13 protein-coding genes are annotated in these 13,725 nt (G+C 71.4%); 8 read left to right on the top strand and 5 right to left on the bottom strand.

The features are described from left to right. Positions 1 to 4 precede the first annotated feature (4 nt). Positions 5 to 1,096, top strand: a complete 1,092-nt coding sequence (locus F0L46_RS18540; RefSeq protein WP_149820312.1) for a sulfite oxidase — start codon at positions 5 to 7, stop codon at positions 1,094 to 1,096. Positions 1,097 to 1,332: 236 nt separating this feature from the next. On the opposite strand, the gene F0L46_RS18535 is transcribed toward F0L46_RS18540, so the two are convergent. Continuing rightward, positions 1,333 to 2,064, bottom strand: a complete 732-nt coding sequence (locus F0L46_RS18535) for a ceramidase domain-containing protein (protein WP_149820310.1) — start codon at positions 2,062 to 2,064, stop codon at positions 1,333 to 1,335. Between the two features lie 87 nt (positions 2,065 to 2,151). Here F0L46_RS18535 and F0L46_RS18530 point away from each other — a divergent pair, with 87 nt between their 5' ends. After that, complete coding sequence (locus F0L46_RS18530) at positions 2,152 to 2,931, top strand: exodeoxyribonuclease III (protein WP_149820308.1); 780 nt, start codon at positions 2,152 to 2,154, stop codon at positions 2,929 to 2,931. A 154-nt stretch (positions 2,932 to 3,085) separates the two neighbouring features. Here the strand turns inward: F0L46_RS18530 and F0L46_RS18525 are convergent, their stop codons facing one another. Continuing rightward, positions 3,086 to 3,904, bottom strand: coding sequence for a tetratricopeptide repeat protein (locus tag F0L46_RS18525; protein ID WP_149820306.1), 819 nt, complete (start codon positions 3,902 to 3,904; stop codon positions 3,086 to 3,088). Next, complete coding sequence (gene ilvD / locus F0L46_RS18520; RefSeq protein WP_149820303.1) at positions 3,891 to 5,618, bottom strand: dihydroxy-acid dehydratase; 1,728 nt, start codon at positions 5,616 to 5,618, stop codon at positions 3,891 to 3,893. The genes F0L46_RS18525 and ilvD overlap by 14 nt, the downstream gene beginning before the upstream one ends. 400 nt (positions 5,619 to 6,018) lie before the next feature. On the opposite strand from ilvD, the gene F0L46_RS18515 reads away from it, so the two are divergent. Then, positions 6,019 to 6,912, top strand: a complete 894-nt coding sequence (locus F0L46_RS18515; protein ID WP_149820301.1) for an NAD-dependent epimerase/dehydratase family protein — start codon at positions 6,019 to 6,021, stop codon at positions 6,910 to 6,912. Positions 6,913 to 6,921: 9 nt separating this feature from the next. Here F0L46_RS18515 and F0L46_RS18510 read toward each other — a convergent pair whose 3' ends face one another. Continuing rightward, positions 6,922 to 7,563: a hypothetical protein gene (locus tag F0L46_RS18510; protein WP_149820299.1), complete on the bottom strand. Its 642-nt coding sequence runs from the start codon at positions 7,561 to 7,563 to the stop codon at positions 6,922 to 6,924. A 194-nt stretch (positions 7,564 to 7,757) separates the two neighbouring features. Here F0L46_RS18510 and metZ point away from each other — a divergent pair, with 194 nt between their 5' ends. From metZ to F0L46_RS18485, 5 genes are all read left to right on the top strand, one after another. Continuing rightward, positions 7,758 to 8,942: an O-succinylhomoserine sulfhydrylase gene (gene metZ, locus F0L46_RS18505; protein ID WP_149820296.1), complete on the top strand. Its 1,185-nt coding sequence runs from the start codon at positions 7,758 to 7,760 to the stop codon at positions 8,940 to 8,942. A 74-nt stretch (positions 8,943 to 9,016) separates the two neighbouring features. Further along, positions 9,017 to 9,583 carry a class I SAM-dependent methyltransferase gene (locus F0L46_RS18500; RefSeq protein WP_149820292.1) on the top strand — a complete coding sequence of 189 codons (567 nt, stop codon included), beginning with the start codon at positions 9,017 to 9,019 and terminating at the stop codon, positions 9,581 to 9,583. A gap of 271 nt (positions 9,584 to 9,854) precedes the next feature. Then, complete coding sequence (locus F0L46_RS18495; RefSeq protein ID WP_149820290.1) at positions 9,855 to 10,562, top strand: NAD-dependent deacylase; 708 nt, start codon at positions 9,855 to 9,857, stop codon at positions 10,560 to 10,562. Between the two features lie 31 nt (positions 10,563 to 10,593). Then, positions 10,594 to 11,229 (top strand): glutathione S-transferase family protein, encoded by a 636-nt coding sequence (locus F0L46_RS18490; RefSeq protein ID WP_149820288.1) that lies wholly within the window; start codon positions 10,594 to 10,596, stop codon positions 11,227 to 11,229. Positions 11,230 to 11,300: 71 nt separating this feature from the next. Next, complete coding sequence (locus F0L46_RS18485) at positions 11,301 to 12,284, top strand: DUF808 domain-containing protein (protein WP_149820286.1); 984 nt, start codon at positions 11,301 to 11,303, stop codon at positions 12,282 to 12,284. A gap of 4 nt (positions 12,285 to 12,288) precedes the next feature. On the opposite strand, the gene pcaDC is transcribed toward F0L46_RS18485, so the two are convergent. Next, on the bottom strand, positions 12,289 to 13,449 hold the full coding sequence (pcaDC, locus tag F0L46_RS18480; protein WP_149820284.1) for a bifunctional 3-oxoadipate enol-lactonase/4-carboxymuconolactone decarboxylase PcaDC: 1,161 nt from the start codon (positions 13,447 to 13,449) through the stop codon (positions 12,289 to 12,291). Positions 13,450 to 13,725 lie beyond the last annotated feature (276 nt).

Raw genomic sequence — 13,725 nt, 5'->3', positions numbered from 1 at the left:
CTTCGTGATCCCGACGGACGCTCCGGACACGCTCCGAACCGACCCCGATCTCATCGTCCACGGTGGGGGCCCCTACAACGTCGAGACGCCGCCGCATCTGCTCGACGATCCCATCACCCCCATCGGCCGCTTCTTCGTGCGCAACAACGGGGATTGGCCGGCGGTCGACCGCGCGACGTGGCGCCTCGCCGTCGACGGCCTCGTGGAGCGGCCGCTCTCCCTCTCCCTCGACGACCTGGAGCGGCGCTTCGAGGCCGTGACGGTGACGAGCGTGCTCGAATGCGCCGGCAACGGCCGCAGCTATCTGGAGCCCGCCGTCGAGGGCGTGCTGTGGGGCTACGGCGCGGTGGGCTGCGCCCGCTTCACGGGCGTCCGGATGCGCGACGTCCTGGAGGTGGCCGGGCTCAAGGAGGGCGCGGTCTACACGGCCCATCACAGCCCGGACCGGACGGAGACCGGCAAGGTGGCGCTCTCCCGCGGGCTGCCGATCGCCAAAGCCCTCGCGCCCGAGACGCTCATCGCCTTCGCGATGAACGGCGAGCCGCTGCCGCTCGCCCATGGCGGTCCCTTGCGCGTGGTGGCCCCGGGATTCCCGGGCTCGGCCTGGCAGAAATGGCTCGCGCGCCTGGAGATCCGGGACCGGGAGCACGACGGGGCGAAGATGACGGGGCTCGACTACCGCCTCCCCACCGCGCCTGTCCGCCCCGGCGAGACGCCCGATCCCGCGCTCTTCGCCGTGATCGAGGACATGCCCGTGAAGTCGCTGGTGAGCCATCCGGCCGACGGCGCCCGCCTTCGAGCTGGCGAGCCCTGCGAGATCCGGGGTTTCGCCTGGTCGGGTCGCGTGCCCGTGGAGCGCGTCCACGTCTCGACGGACGGGGGCACCACCTGGGCCATGGCGGAGCTGGAGCCCGGCGAGGGCCCGCACGCCTGGCGCCGCTTCCGCTTCGCCTGGACCCCCGACCATGCCGGCCCCTTCACCCTCGTGGCCCGCGCCGGCGACGCCAGCGGCCGCGTGCAGCCGCTGGACCAGACCTGGAACCCGCGGGGCTATTGCAACAATGGCTGCCAGCGGGTGGGCGTGACGGTGGGGTAGCTCCCCCCTCCCATCGGGAGAGGGGCCGGGGGTGAGGGGGTACCACGCCCATCCAGCGGTCTCCCCACCCCCTTATGCTGAGGCGCGAGCCGAGCGAGCCTCGAAGCACGCAGCACACTCGTGAGCCGGATGGAGATCCCTGAAGCGCCGTTCGAGGCCTACTTCCTGGGCGCCTCAGAACGCGGGTGAGGATGGGATCAGCGGGGTTGGAAATCCCTGGATCAGCGTCCAACCCCTCACCCCCGACCCCTCTCCCCATGGGAGAGGGGAGGCGCGCGCAAGGTCCCGTGCCGGATCGCGCCGCGGACGAGGAGGTAGAGCACCAGCCCATTCAGCCCATGCCACGCGAAATGCGTGCCGATCGGGATCGTGGCGCAGGCAGCGTGGTCGAGGGTGCGGAAGGTCAGCGAGAGAGCGAAGACGGCCGCCGCGCCGAACAGGGAGCGCGCCGCGAGCCGGTCGAGCCCCGGAAAGGTGGCGCGAGGCGCGCGCCAGGAGAGGAACGCGCCCACCGCCACGAGGGCCGCGGCCGGCGGCAGATAGCCGACGGACCCGTTGAGCGTCGGGGCGCCCGGGCCGAGCGCCAGGCGCCAGAGGGTCTCGAACGGGACGTTGAAGGCCAGGAACGCCCCCGTGATCGCGAGCGCCGCCGGGACGCCCAGCCCCACGAACCGGCGCATCGCCAGGACGAAATAGCCGTAGATGAACACGGTGATCGGCAGCACGTCGGCGAGGAGCGACCAGCGATTGGCGAAGGTGTGGAAGAGGAAGCTCCCGATCCCGACCACCGCCACGATGCAGATCAGGGCGAGCGCCGGCCCGTCGCGGCCCCCTCCCCGCCGCCACAGGAGGTAGGCGGCGCTGGCCGCGATGAGGAAGGCGGCGTTGGAGAACGCGTTCACCGGCTCGGCCCAGAAGCCCGCGGACGTGCGCTCGCAATAGAGGTCGATGGGGGCAAACCAGCTCACGGCGCGATGTCCTCAACCCGGCCCGCCTTGTCAGGCGCCCGCGAAACGCGGATGACAGGAGCGTCTCACGGCACGAGGACCCAAGGCATGCGGATCACGACCTGGAACGTCAACTCCGTCCGGCAGCGGCTCGACCACCTCCTCACGGTCCTGCGCGAGGAGGCGCCCGACGCGCTGTGCCTCCAGGAGCTGAAGTGCCAGGACGACGCGTTCCCGCGCGCCGAGGTGGAGGGCGCGGGCTACCAGGTGACGACGCATGGCCAGAAGGGCTTCAACGGCGTCGCGATCCTCTCCAAGCTGCCGCTGGAGGACGTGACCCGCGGCCTGCCCGGCGACCCGGCGGACGAGCAGTCGCGCTATCTCGAAGGGGTGATCCGGACCGAGGGCGGCCCGGTTCGCGTCGCGTCGATCTACCTGCCCAACGGCAACCCGGCGCCGGGCCCGAAATACGAGTACAAGCTCGCCTGGTTCGACCGGCTCATCCGCCACGTGGAGGGGCGCCTTGCCCTGGAGGAGCCGCTGGTGCTCGGGGGCGACTACAACGTCATCCCGGAGGAGCGCGACGTGGCGAACCCCGACGCCTGGCGCGCCGACGCGCTCTTCCTGCCGCAAAGCCGCGCGAAGCTGCGCGAGCTCGCCGCCCTCGGCCTCACCGACGCGGTGCGGGCCTGCGACGACGCCGACGGCCTTTACACGTTCTGGGACTACCAGGCGGGCTCCTGGCCGCGCAACCTCGGCATCCGCATCGACCACCTGCTCCTCTCGCCCCAGGCCGCCGACCGCCTGAAAGGCATCACCATCCACCGGCACGTGCGCGGCTGGGACAAGCCGTCGGATCATGTGCCGGTCAGCGTGGAGCTGGCGTAACACCCCTCCCCCTTGCGGGGAGGGGCTGGGGGTCAGACAGTCGGGGCTGTAGTTAGGGTGGGGAGCACGCACGCCAGTACAGCCCTTTTCTGGACCGACGCAGGTTGGCGTCCCGACCCCCACCCCTAACCCCTCCCCGAAAGAGAGAGGGGAATCAACGCCGCCGCCTCAGGTGGCTCTCCAGACGCGCGAGCGCGCTCTCGCGTTCCGTCTCGCTCGCGCCGGCCACGGCCTCGTCGTAGAGCGCCAGGATCCAGGCGTCCTTGTCGGGGTCGGCCGCGTCGCGGGCGAGCGTCAGCCACATGAGCCCCTGCGCGCGCTGGCGCGGCACGCCGACGCCGCCGAGCAGCATGTGCCCGAGCACCGCCTGCGAGGCGTGGTGGCCCTTCTCCGCCGCGAGATTGAACCAGCGGGCCGCCTGGCGGGGATCCTTCGAGACGCCCATGCCGTCGAGGTAGAGGCGGGCGAGATTGTACTGCGCGTCCGAGTCGCCGAAATAGGACGCCGCGTAGCTGAACATCTCGTGCGCCCGGCCCGGATTGGCCCGCACGTAGCTGCCCGCGATCCCGTCGAGGAAATACGTGCCCAGCGCCACGAAGGCGCTCGCCACCACGCGGGCGTTGGGCGAGTCGGGCGATTCGTCCGCGTGCTCGTCGGCGATCTTCGAGAAGTACTCGAAGGCCTTGAGATCGTCGTGGGGCACGCCGTCGCCGGCCGCGTACATGCGCCCGAGCTTCCAGCGCGCGAGGGCGTGGCCCTTGGTGGCGGCGAATTCGAGGGCCCGCACGGCGTTGGTCATGTCGCCGGCATTGTAGTCGCGCACGCCCGAGCGCAGCGCCTCGCCCGCCGAGTCGTAGGCGGCGAGAGGCGTATGCGCGGACGTCTGGCGCTGCGGCTCCAGCGCGCCCGCCGGGAGGGCGGGCGTGCCGAGCAGCGCCAGGATGCCGAGGACCGTGAGGCTAGATGTCCGCATAGCACTCTTTTTCGTGGGCGCCCCCAGGATGCGTGACGGCGCCGTCCTTGGCCGATCCGACCGTCTGGGCGTACTTCCAGAGATAGCCGGAGCCCGTGGAGAGCGGGCGGGCGGTCCATTCCGCTCGGCGGCGCGTCAGCTCCTCATCCGAGAGCTCCACCGACAGCGTGCCCGCGATGGCGTCGATGGCGATGATGTCGCCGTCGCGCAGCAGCCCGATGGGGCCGCCCACCGCCGCTTCGGGGCCCACATGGCCGATGCAGAAGCCGCGGGTGGCGCCGGAGAAGCGCCCGTCCGTGATGAGCGCCACCTTGTCGCCCATGCCCTGGCCGTAAAGCGCGGCCGTGGTGGAGAGCATCTCGCGCATGCCGGGGCCGCCCTTCGGGCCTTCCCAGCGAATCACGAGCACCTCGCCCTCCTTGTAGGCGCGGTTCTTCACCGCCTCGAAGCAGGCCTCCTCGCCGTCGAAGCAGCGGGCGGGGCCGCGGAAGGTCTGCCGGTCGGCCGCCATGCCGGCGACCTTCACGATGGCGCCCTCGGGGGCGAGGTTGCCCTTGAGGCCGACGACGCCGCCCGTCACCGTGATGGGGGACTCGGTGCGGAACACCACGTCCTGATCCGGGTTCCAGGACACGCTGGCGAGGTTCTCGGCCATGGTGCGGCCGGTGACCGTCATGCAGTCGCCGTGCAGGAATCCGCCCTCGAGCAGCGCCTTGAGGATGAGCGGGATGCCGCCGACCTCGAACAGGTCCTTGGCGACGTAGCGCCCGCCGGGCTTGAGGTCGGCGATGTAGGGCGTGCGCCGGAAGATCTCGGCCACGTCGAACAGGTCGAACGCGATGCCCGCCTCATGCGCGATGGCCGGCAGGTGCAGGGCCGCGTTGGTCGAGCCGCCCGACGCCGCGACCGTCATGGCGGCGTTCTCCAGCGACTTGCGGGTGACGATGTCGCGCGGGCGGATGTTCTTCGCCACGAGCTCCATCACCATCTCGCCCGCCGTCATGCAGAACCGGTCGCGCAGCTCATAAGGAGCGGGCGCGCCGGCCGAGTACGGCAGCGCGAGGCCGATCGCCTCGGAGACGGTGGCCATGGTGTTGGCGGTGAACTGCGCCCCGCAGGCGCCCGCCGACGGGCAGGCCACCTGCTCCAGCTCCTCCAGATCCGCGTCCGACATGTCGCCGACGGAGTGCCGCCCGACCGCCTCGAACACGTCCTGGACCGTGACGGGCTTGCCGCGGAAATTGCCGGGCAGGATCGAGCCGCCATAGATGAAGATCGAGGGCACGTTGAGGCGCACCATCGCCATCATCATGCCCGGCAGGGACTTGTCGCAGCCGGCAAGCCCAACGAGCGCGTCGTAGGCGTGGCCGCGCATGGTGAGCTCGACCGAATCGGCGATGACCTCGCGGGACGGCAGCGACGACTTCATGCCCTGGTGGCCCATGGCGATGCCGTCGGTCACCGTGATGGTGCAGAACTCGCGCGGCGTGCCGTTCGCCGCCGCGACACCCTTCTTCACCGCCTGGGCCTGGCGCATGAGGGAGATGTTGCAGGGGGCCGCCTCGTTCCAGCAGCTCGCCACGCCGACGAAGGGCTGGTGGATCTGCTGCGACGTCAGGCCCATCGCGTAATAATAGGACCGGTGCGGCGCGCGGGAGGGTCCCTCCGTGACGTGGCGGCTCGGCAGCTTCGTCTTGTCGATCAGGCGCACCATAGCTTCAAACACCCCCTTCGCGCGGCTCTTCGGCCCGGGCCGGCTGACGCGGCCCTGATGGCCTGATCTGCCACGCGTCCACCCGCCCGTGCAATCGACGGATTCGGTGGCACGGCACGGCTCAACCAGCCCTTTCACGAGTCCATCCCGTGAAGGTTAAGATACTGCAAAATCACGCGGAATTTGCTTCTTACCGTGGTGCCTCCGGTTTATGGCGGCTATGCGGCGGAGCCTGGGGCGTCGTGGGGCAAACTGAGGATGGATCCGTGGTGTTGCGGTGCCGCAACAGGATCACGGGAGCCTGTGACGGGCGAAGGCGCGCAAGCCGTTCCCGCCGCCCGGCGCTGCTGGCTGACAGCCGGGTCGCCCTGCCCTAACCTCCGCTGTCGGGAGGAGCGCTATGACCATTCTCGTGACCGGAGGCGGCGGGTTCGTCGGTGCCTGGATCATCCGGCGGCTCGCGGCCGAGGGGCGCGCCGTGCGTGTCCTCGACGCCCGCGACGATCGTCGCCTCGTGGCCGAGATCGCGGGCGACGTGCCGCTCGACTGGCGGGTCGGCGACATCGTGGACGGGGAGACGGTGGCGGCCGCCGCCGAGGGCTGCGAGGCCGTGATCCACCTCGCCGCGATCCTAACGCCCGCCTGCGCGGCCGATCCCGTGCGCGGCGCCATGATCGATCTCGTGGGCACGCTCCACGTCTTCGAGGCCGCCCGGCGCCACGGGATCAGGCGGGTCGTCTACATGAGCAGCGCGGGCGTGTTCGGGCCGCATGACGGGGCGGTGCCGTGGCCCACCACCCATTACGGCGCGTACAAGCTCGCCTGCGAGGGCTGCGCCCGCGCCTATGCGGAGCGCGACGGCACGGCGAGCGTGGGCTTTCGCCCGTTCATCGTCTACGGCCCCGGCCGCGAGGTCGGCCTCACGGCGGGACCGACCCTCGCCTGCCGGGCGGCGGCGCGGGGCGAGGCCTACACGATCCCCTATACGGGCGGCGCCGACATGATCCACGTGGAAGACGTTGCGGCCGCTTTCGTGGCCGCGACGCTCGCGCCGGGGATCACGGGCGCGCACGTGTTCAACATCCTCGGCGAGGTGGCGACCACGGCCGAGATCGTGGACGCGATCCGGGCCGAGGTGCCGGACGCCCGGATCGCGGTCGACGGCCCTCCCCTGCCGATCGTGAGCGCCATCGCAGAGGATCGGGGGCTGGCGCGCCTGCTGCCAGGGCTGCCGCGCACGGGGCTGCGGGAGGGGATCGCCCGCACGATCAGGCACTACGGCCCCCTCCCCTGAGCGCCCGGCTCAGTTCGCGGCGAAGCAGTAGATCTTGCCTGCGCCGCCCGTGCCCCGCAGTCCCTCCTGCGAGCAGCCGCGGGACGGATGCGAGGTGTTCCAGGACTTCGCGGGCGGCTGCTCGTCGAGGCCCCGGCGGTCGTGATGCCCGACCATGGCGGACCCGTCGGCGCCGGATTTCGTCCAGTTGCCGCAGGTGCGGTCCTCGCCCGCCGCGAAGGCGGTGCCGTCGGCTTGCGTGCCCGTGAGGATGTCGTGCTCGTTGGGCTGGTCGCCGCGGCCCTTCACGGGCTCGCCCCGCTCGTCGAGGGCGGTGTCCTTGGTGAGGTTGTTGCCGTCGTGGAGCTCCGCCACGTCCTTCGCGATGACAGCGCCCTTGGCGTTGCGCCAGGGTCCCTTGCCGATGCGGTCGCGGGCGTTCACGGCACCGGCGCCCTGGGTCGAGAGATAGGCCCGCCACGTCCGGCCCTTCGAGCCCGCGGCCTCGGCGAGGGTCTGGCAGATGCGGTCGGCGCCCTCCAGGCCGCCGAGATCCGCGCCCTTGCCCGAGCCCGCGCTCGAGACGAAGAAGGACATGTCGGCGGTCTGGGCGAGGGATGGGGAGGCCGCGGCGAGCAGGGCCGCGGCGGCAAGCGATGCGAGGCGGATCATGGCGTGTCCTCCGGTGATGCGCCGGCTTCTCCGACGGGCCGGTCGCCCGCGCAGGGTCGGAGCATATGGCGGCTGACGCAAGGAGAATCGGCTGTCGTCCGGCCCCGCTTCGTTCGGAATGGCGGACGTCCGTCGTTTACAACGAACGATCGAGCCCTTAGATTGCCGGCAACCCCTTCATCTCCGGCTGCATCATGGCGCTCCCCGAGGACCTTCATCCCGAAACCCTGCTCGTCCACGGCGGCACCGCCCGCACGCCGTTCGGCGAGACGTCGGAGGCGCTCTTCCTCACGCAGGGGTTCGTCTACGACAGTGCCGCCGTGGCCGAGGCGCGCTTCCTCAACGAGGACCCGGGCTATTCCTACACCCGTTACGCCAACCCGACGACGAGCGTGTTCGAGGAGCGCATGGCCCTCCTGGAAGGCGCCGAGACCGCGCGTGCGGTGGCGAGCGGCATGGCGGCCGTCACGGCGGCCATGATGGGGCAGTTGCGGGCCGGCGACCATGTGGTGGCCCCGCGCGCCATGTTCGGCTCCTGCCGCTGGGTGATCGAGGATCTTCTGCCGCGCTACGGCGTCGCCTCGACCCTTGTGGACGGCCCCGACCTCGACCTGTGGCGCCGCGCCGTGCGCCGCGAGACCCGGGCCTTCTTCCTGGAGACGCCCGCAAACCCGACCCTGGAAGTGTTCGACATCGCCGGCGTCGCCGAGATCGCGCATGGAGCGGGCGCGACGCTCACCGTCGACAACGTGTTCGCCACGCCCCTGTGGCAGAAGCCCCTGGCGCTCGGCGCGGACTGCGTCGTCTATTCGGCGACGAAGCACATCGACGGCCAGGGCCGATGTCTGGGCGGCGTGATCCTCGGCTCCAAGGCGTTCATCGAGGAGCGGATCCAGCTCTTCCTGCGCATGACGGGCCCGTCGATCTCGCCCTTCAACGCCTGGGTGCTCCTCAAGGGGCTGGAGACCCTGCCGCTGCGCGTGGAGCGCCAGACCGCCTCCGCCGCCCGGATCGCGGAGGCGATCATCGGCCACCCGGCCGTCCGCCGCCTCACCCTGCCCGGACGCGCCGACCACCCCCAGGCGGACCTCATCGCCCGGCAGATGACGGGCGGCTCGACCATGCTCGCCATCGCGCTCAAAGGCGGCAAGGCCGAGGCCTTCCGCTTCCTCGACGCGCTGCGCCTGATCCGCATCTCCAACAATCTCGGCGACGCCAAGAGCCTCGTTACCCACCCGGCGACCACGACCCACCAGCGTTTTCCCGCGCCCGAGCGCGCCGCCATGGGCATCCCGGACGGCCTGATCCGCCTCTCCGTCGGGCTGGAGCACCCGGATGACCTGATCCGCGACCTCAGGAACGCGCTGGAGCGCGTCTGAGGGCAACGAACGGGCGCTCTCCACGTTTGCTGGATCGGCGGGCGGTTCGCGCCCGTGGTCCCCTGGAGAACCGCGTGAGCCGGTCGGACGTCGTCCCCTTCCTCAAGGCGTGGCTGCGCCAGCCGCTGCATGTCGCGTCCGTGGTTCCCTCGAGCCGGGCGCTCGCCAACCTCATCACCCGCGAGATCGGCCCGGCGACCGGGCCGGTGATCGAGCTCGGCCCCGGGACCGGCGCCTTCACCCGCGCGCTCCTGGAGCGCGGCGTGGCGGAGCGGGACCTGGTGCTCGTGGAATCCGAGCCGGATTTCGCCGCGCTGCTGCGCGAGCGCTTCCCCGCGGCCCGGGTTTGCGAAATGGATGCCGCGCTCCTCGCCCGCCTGCGCGTCTCCCCCGGGGAGGCCGGCGCCGTGGTGAGCGGGCTGCCTGTCCTCACCATGCCGCGCGTGAGGCTCGCCGCGCTGCTGACGGGCGCCTTCGCGCATCTCGCGCCCGGCGCCGGCTTCTACCAGTTCACCTACACGCTCGGCTGCCCCATCCCCGAGCCGCTGCTGCAGGGCCTCGGCCTGGAGAGCCGCCTCGTCGGCTGGACCCTCGCCAACATGCCTCCGGCCCGTGTCTACCGGATTACGCGGCGTGCGTGAGGATGAGCCTCGCTTTGCCCAAGCTCCACTTTCCCGGACGCCTGCAACGGAGCGCCAGCGGAGTGGAAGGTGATCCGGGATCTAACGCAGGAAGCGCGGCGAAGCCGTACATCATGAGAGCCGCTGCGCGGCTCGTCTGACTCCTGGTTCCCGGATCGGCGCTGCGATTTGCGCAGCTTGTCCGGGAAAGTGGAGCGTGTTTGGACGGCTGCGCCTTCCTTGTCTGGCTGCGGCTCTATCCGTCTTCCCCCTCCTGTGAGACATCACCGCTATGAACATCTTCGTCCTCACCGGCGCCGGGGTCTCGGCGGAAAGCGGGCTCGGCACGTTTCGTGACACGGGCGGGATCTGGGCCAAGTTCGATCCCATGCAGCTCGCCACGCCCGAGGGGTTCGCGAGCGATCCCCGGGCCGTGCACGCGTTCTACAACCTTCGCCGCCGCAACATGATCGAGGCCGAGCCCAACGAGGCGCACCGCGCCCTGGCGCGGCTCGGGCGGGACCTGGAGGCCGCCGGCGGGCGGCTCTTCCTCTGCACGCAGAACATCGACGACCTCCACGAGCGGGCCGGTGCGAGCCCGGTCGTGCATATGCACGGCGAGCTCCTGAAGATCCGCTGCGAGGCCTGCGGGCACGTCACGCAGTGGCCGAGCGACCTCACCGTCGAGACCCCCTGCCCGGCTTGCGCCCGCGCCGGGGGAATGCGGCCCCATGTGGTGTGGTTCGGCGAGATGCCGCTCCACATGGAGGAGATCGGCGACGCCCTGATGGCGGCCGATCTCTTCGTGGCGATCGGCACCTCCGGCTCCGTCTATCCGGCCGCGGGCTTCGTGGCCGAGGCGCGGGCCGCCGGCATCCCGACCTGCGAGATCAACCTGGAGCCCGCCGACAACGCCCGCCTGTTCGATACGGGGCGTTATGGCCCGGCAAGCGAGGTGGTGCCGGCCTGGGTCGAGGAGGTGCTCCGGGGCCGGGGTTGAGCGGGCGGGCCGGCGCTCTTAAGCTTCTCCCATGGCACCTTTCACGCTCTACGGCCGCACGGGCTGGGGTTCGGCCCTCGTCGAGGCGCAGCTCACGCGGCTCGGCCTCGATTACGATTTCCGTCCCGTGGGCGACGTGTTCAAGGACGAGGCGGCGCGGGTCGCGCTCGCGGCCGTGAACCCGCTCGCCCAAGTGCCGACGCTGGTCCTGCCCGACGGGGCGATCATGACGGAGAGCGCCGCGATCACGCTGCATCTGGCCGACCTCACGGGGCGGGACGATCTCGTGCCCGGCCCCGCGGCGCCCGAGCGCGCCGCGTTCCTGCGCTGGCTCGTCTTCCTCGTCGCCAACATCTACCCGACCTTCACCTATGGCGACGAGCCCGAGCGGTTCGTGGCCCTGGAGGCGGCGCGCCGGCCCTTTCGCGAGGCCGCCGACGCTTACGCCGAGCGCCTCTATCGGGTGGTCGAGGGGGCGGCGGGCGCGCCGTTCTTCCTCGGCGAGCGCTTCTCGGCCCTCGACATCTATGTCGGCGTCATGACCCGCTGGCGGCCCAAGCGCCCGTGGTTCGCGCGGAACGCGCCCCGGCTCCATGCGATCGCGACCCGGGTCGACGCGATGCCCGATCTCGCCGGGGTCTGGGCCCGAAACTGGCCCGACGGATGAGAGGCGGCGGGACCTTGGCCGTGCCTCGCGCGTTGCGTTAACTGACCCCTCCCCGACGCGAAGGACATCCCTTGAGCACCGGCCTCCTTGCCCTCCTCGACGACGTGGCGAGCCTCACGAAGGTCGCCGCCGCCTCGCTGGACGACGTGACGGCGCAGGCCGCGAAGGCCGGCGCCAAGGCGGCCGGCATCGTGATCGACGACGCGGCCGTGACGCCGCGCTACGTGGTGGGCTTCACGGCCGACCGGGAGCTGCCCATCGTCTGGCGCATCGCTTTGGGCTCGCTGCGCAACAAGCTCGTCTTCCTGCTACCTGGCGCCCTCGCGCTGAGCGCGCTCGCGCCCTGGGCCATCACGCCGCTCCTCATGTTCGGCGGCGCCTTCCTCTGCTACGAGGGGGCCGAGAAGGTCTACGAGGCGTTGTTCCCGCACGCCGCGCACGCCCACGAGGCGGCGGCGCGGGCGACGCCGGCGGACCCCAAGCAGCTGGAGGACGAGAAGGTCGGAGGCGCGATCCGCACCGACCTCATCCTCTCGGCGGAGATCATGGCCATCACGCTCTCCACCCTCCCCGACGGTGCCCTGTGGGTGCAGGCGCTGGTGCTCGCCGTGGTGGGCGTGGCGCTCACCGTGCTCGTCTATGGCGGCGTCGCGCTCATCGTGAAGGCCGACGACGTGGGCGTGGCGCTCGCGAAAAACGGCATCGGCCCCGTCACCCGCGCCATCGGGCGAGGCCTCGTCATCGGCATGCCGGTCTTCCTGCGCGTGCTCAGCGTGGTCGGCACCGCGGCGATGATCTGGGTCGGCGGCGGGATCATCGTGCACGGGCTCGAGGAGTATGGCTTCCCGGCGCTTGGCCACGCCCTCCACGCCGCGTCCGAGAAGGCGGCCCACGCGGTGCCGGTCGGCGCCGGGCTCGTCTCGTGGCTCGTCACGGCGGCGGGGTCGGGCATCGTCGGCGGCATTCTCGGAGCGTTCCTGATCCCGATCGTCGGCAGGGTCCTGTCGCCGCTCTGGCGGCGGCTGCGGGGGCGCACACCGGCCCCGCACCATTGAACCCCTAGCCGAGCTCCTCGCCCAGCACCTCGCGCACCCAGCGGAACGCCGCGTTCGCGGCGGGCACGCCGGCATAGATCGCGCTCTGGAGAAGGAGCGCGCGCAGCTCGTCGAGGCTCACGCCGTTGCCGAGCGCCGGCCGGACATGGAGCTTGAACTCCTCCTCGCGGTGGAGCGCGATCATCATCGTGAGAGTCAGCATCGAGCGCGTCTTGCGCGGCAGCGTCGGGTCGCCCCAGATCTCGCCCCAGGCATAGCGCGTGATGAAGTCCTGCCAGGGGCCCGCGAAGGCGCCGGCCGCGGCGAGCGAGCGCTCCACATGGGCCGCGCCGAGCACCGCCTTGCGGTTGACGAGCCCGTCCTCGAAGCTCCAGCCGCCGGGCGCCGGCCGGTCGAAGCGGGCGAGGAAGGCCAGAAGGTGCGAGGCGGTCACGTCGGGCCGCTCCACCGCGAAGAGATGGGCGGCGCGCGGGATGACCACGAGCTCGGCGTCGGGGATCCGGGCGCGGATCTCCTCCATGTGGGCTACGGGAGTCGCGGGATCGTCGGCCCCCGCCAGGATCAGCGTCGGCGCCGCGATGCCAGAGATCCGCTCGCGCAGGTCCATCGCGGCGATCGTCTCGCAGGCGCGGGCATAGCCCTCCGGATCGACGGCAAGGAACGCCTCACCGACGGGCGAGATGCGCGAGGCGTCGGCGGCGGGCGTGAACCAGCGGGTGAGGACCGCATCAGCGATCGCCGCCATGCCGTCGCGCCGCACGAGCGTCACGCGGTCCGCCCAGGCCTCGGGCGGCGGCATATGGGCCGATGTCGCCATGAGGACGAGGCCGCGCACGCGCGCGGGATGGCGCAGCGCGAAGGCCTGGGCCGTCATGCCCCCGAGCGACAGGCCCACCGCATGGGCGCGCTCGATGGCGAGCGCGTCGAGGAGCGCGGCGAGATCGTCCGCGAGATCGTCGATCGTGGCGCCTTGCGGGCCCAGCGTGGAGGCGCCGTGGCCGCGCGTGTCGTAGGTGAGGACGCGGTAGCCCCGCAGCGCCGGCAGGAGCGCGTCCCACATCGCGCGGGTGGTGCCGAGCGAGTTGGAGAACGCCACGACGGGCGCGCCCTCGGGACCGGTGAGGGTATAGGCGAGCGTGGCGTTTGCGAGCGTAATCTGCGGCATCGCAGTCTCCCTCCCCTCTCCCATGGGGAGAGGGATGCACGAAGTGCCCCGGGTGAGGGGTTGCGACCCGACACAGCTTGCTCCAAGCCCCTCATGCTGAGGAGCCTGCGTCGGCAGGCGTCTCGAAGCACGCACCACGCTTGTAAGCGGGAGGGAGATCCGCGAAGCGCCCTTCGAGGCACTGCTCCGCAGGGCACCTCAGGACGAGGGTGAGGATTGGATCGGCGGGGGGCTCCCCCCTTCAGTGCCCGCCGCGGCTCTGGCGGACGTCGCGGG

Origin of the sequence: Salinarimonas soli (assembly GCF_008386575.1) — a bacterium.
GTDB lineage: Bacteria > Pseudomonadota > Alphaproteobacteria > Rhizobiales > Beijerinckiaceae > Salinarimonas_A > Salinarimonas_A soli.
Note: the sequence above shows the minus strand (reverse complement) of the source record. Positions and strands in the feature narration are given on the sequence as shown.

Bases quoted from the DNA above. Each gene is read 5' to 3' on its own strand.
- F0L46_RS18530 (WP_149820308.1), top strand. From the start codon at position 2,152: ATGCGGATCACGACCTGGAACGTCAACTCCGTCCGGCAGCGGCTCGAC.
- F0L46_RS18525 (WP_149820306.1), bottom strand. From the start codon at position 3,904: ATGCGGACATCTAGCCTCACGGTCCTCGGCATCCTGGCGCTGCTCGGC.
- ilvD (WP_149820303.1), bottom strand. From the start codon at position 5,618: ATGGTGCGCCTGATCGACAAGACGAAGCTGCCGAGCCGCCACGTCACG.
- F0L46_RS18515 (WP_149820301.1), top strand. From the start codon at position 6,019: ATGACCATTCTCGTGACCGGAGGCGGCGGGTTCGTCGGTGCCTGGATC.
- F0L46_RS18510 (WP_149820299.1), bottom strand. From the start codon at position 7,563: ATGATCCGCCTCGCATCGCTTGCCGCCGCGGCCCTGCTCGCCGCGGCC.
- metZ (WP_149820296.1), top strand. From the start codon at position 7,758: ATGGCGCTCCCCGAGGACCTTCATCCCGAAACCCTGCTCGTCCACGGC.
- F0L46_RS18495 (WP_149820290.1), top strand. From the start codon at position 9,855: ATGAACATCTTCGTCCTCACCGGCGCCGGGGTCTCGGCGGAAAGCGGG.
- F0L46_RS18490 (WP_149820288.1), top strand. From the start codon at position 10,594: ATGGCACCTTTCACGCTCTACGGCCGCACGGGCTGGGGTTCGGCCCTC.
- pcaDC (WP_149820284.1), bottom strand. From the start codon at position 13,449: ATGCCGCAGATTACGCTCGCAAACGCCACGCTCGCCTATACCCTCACC.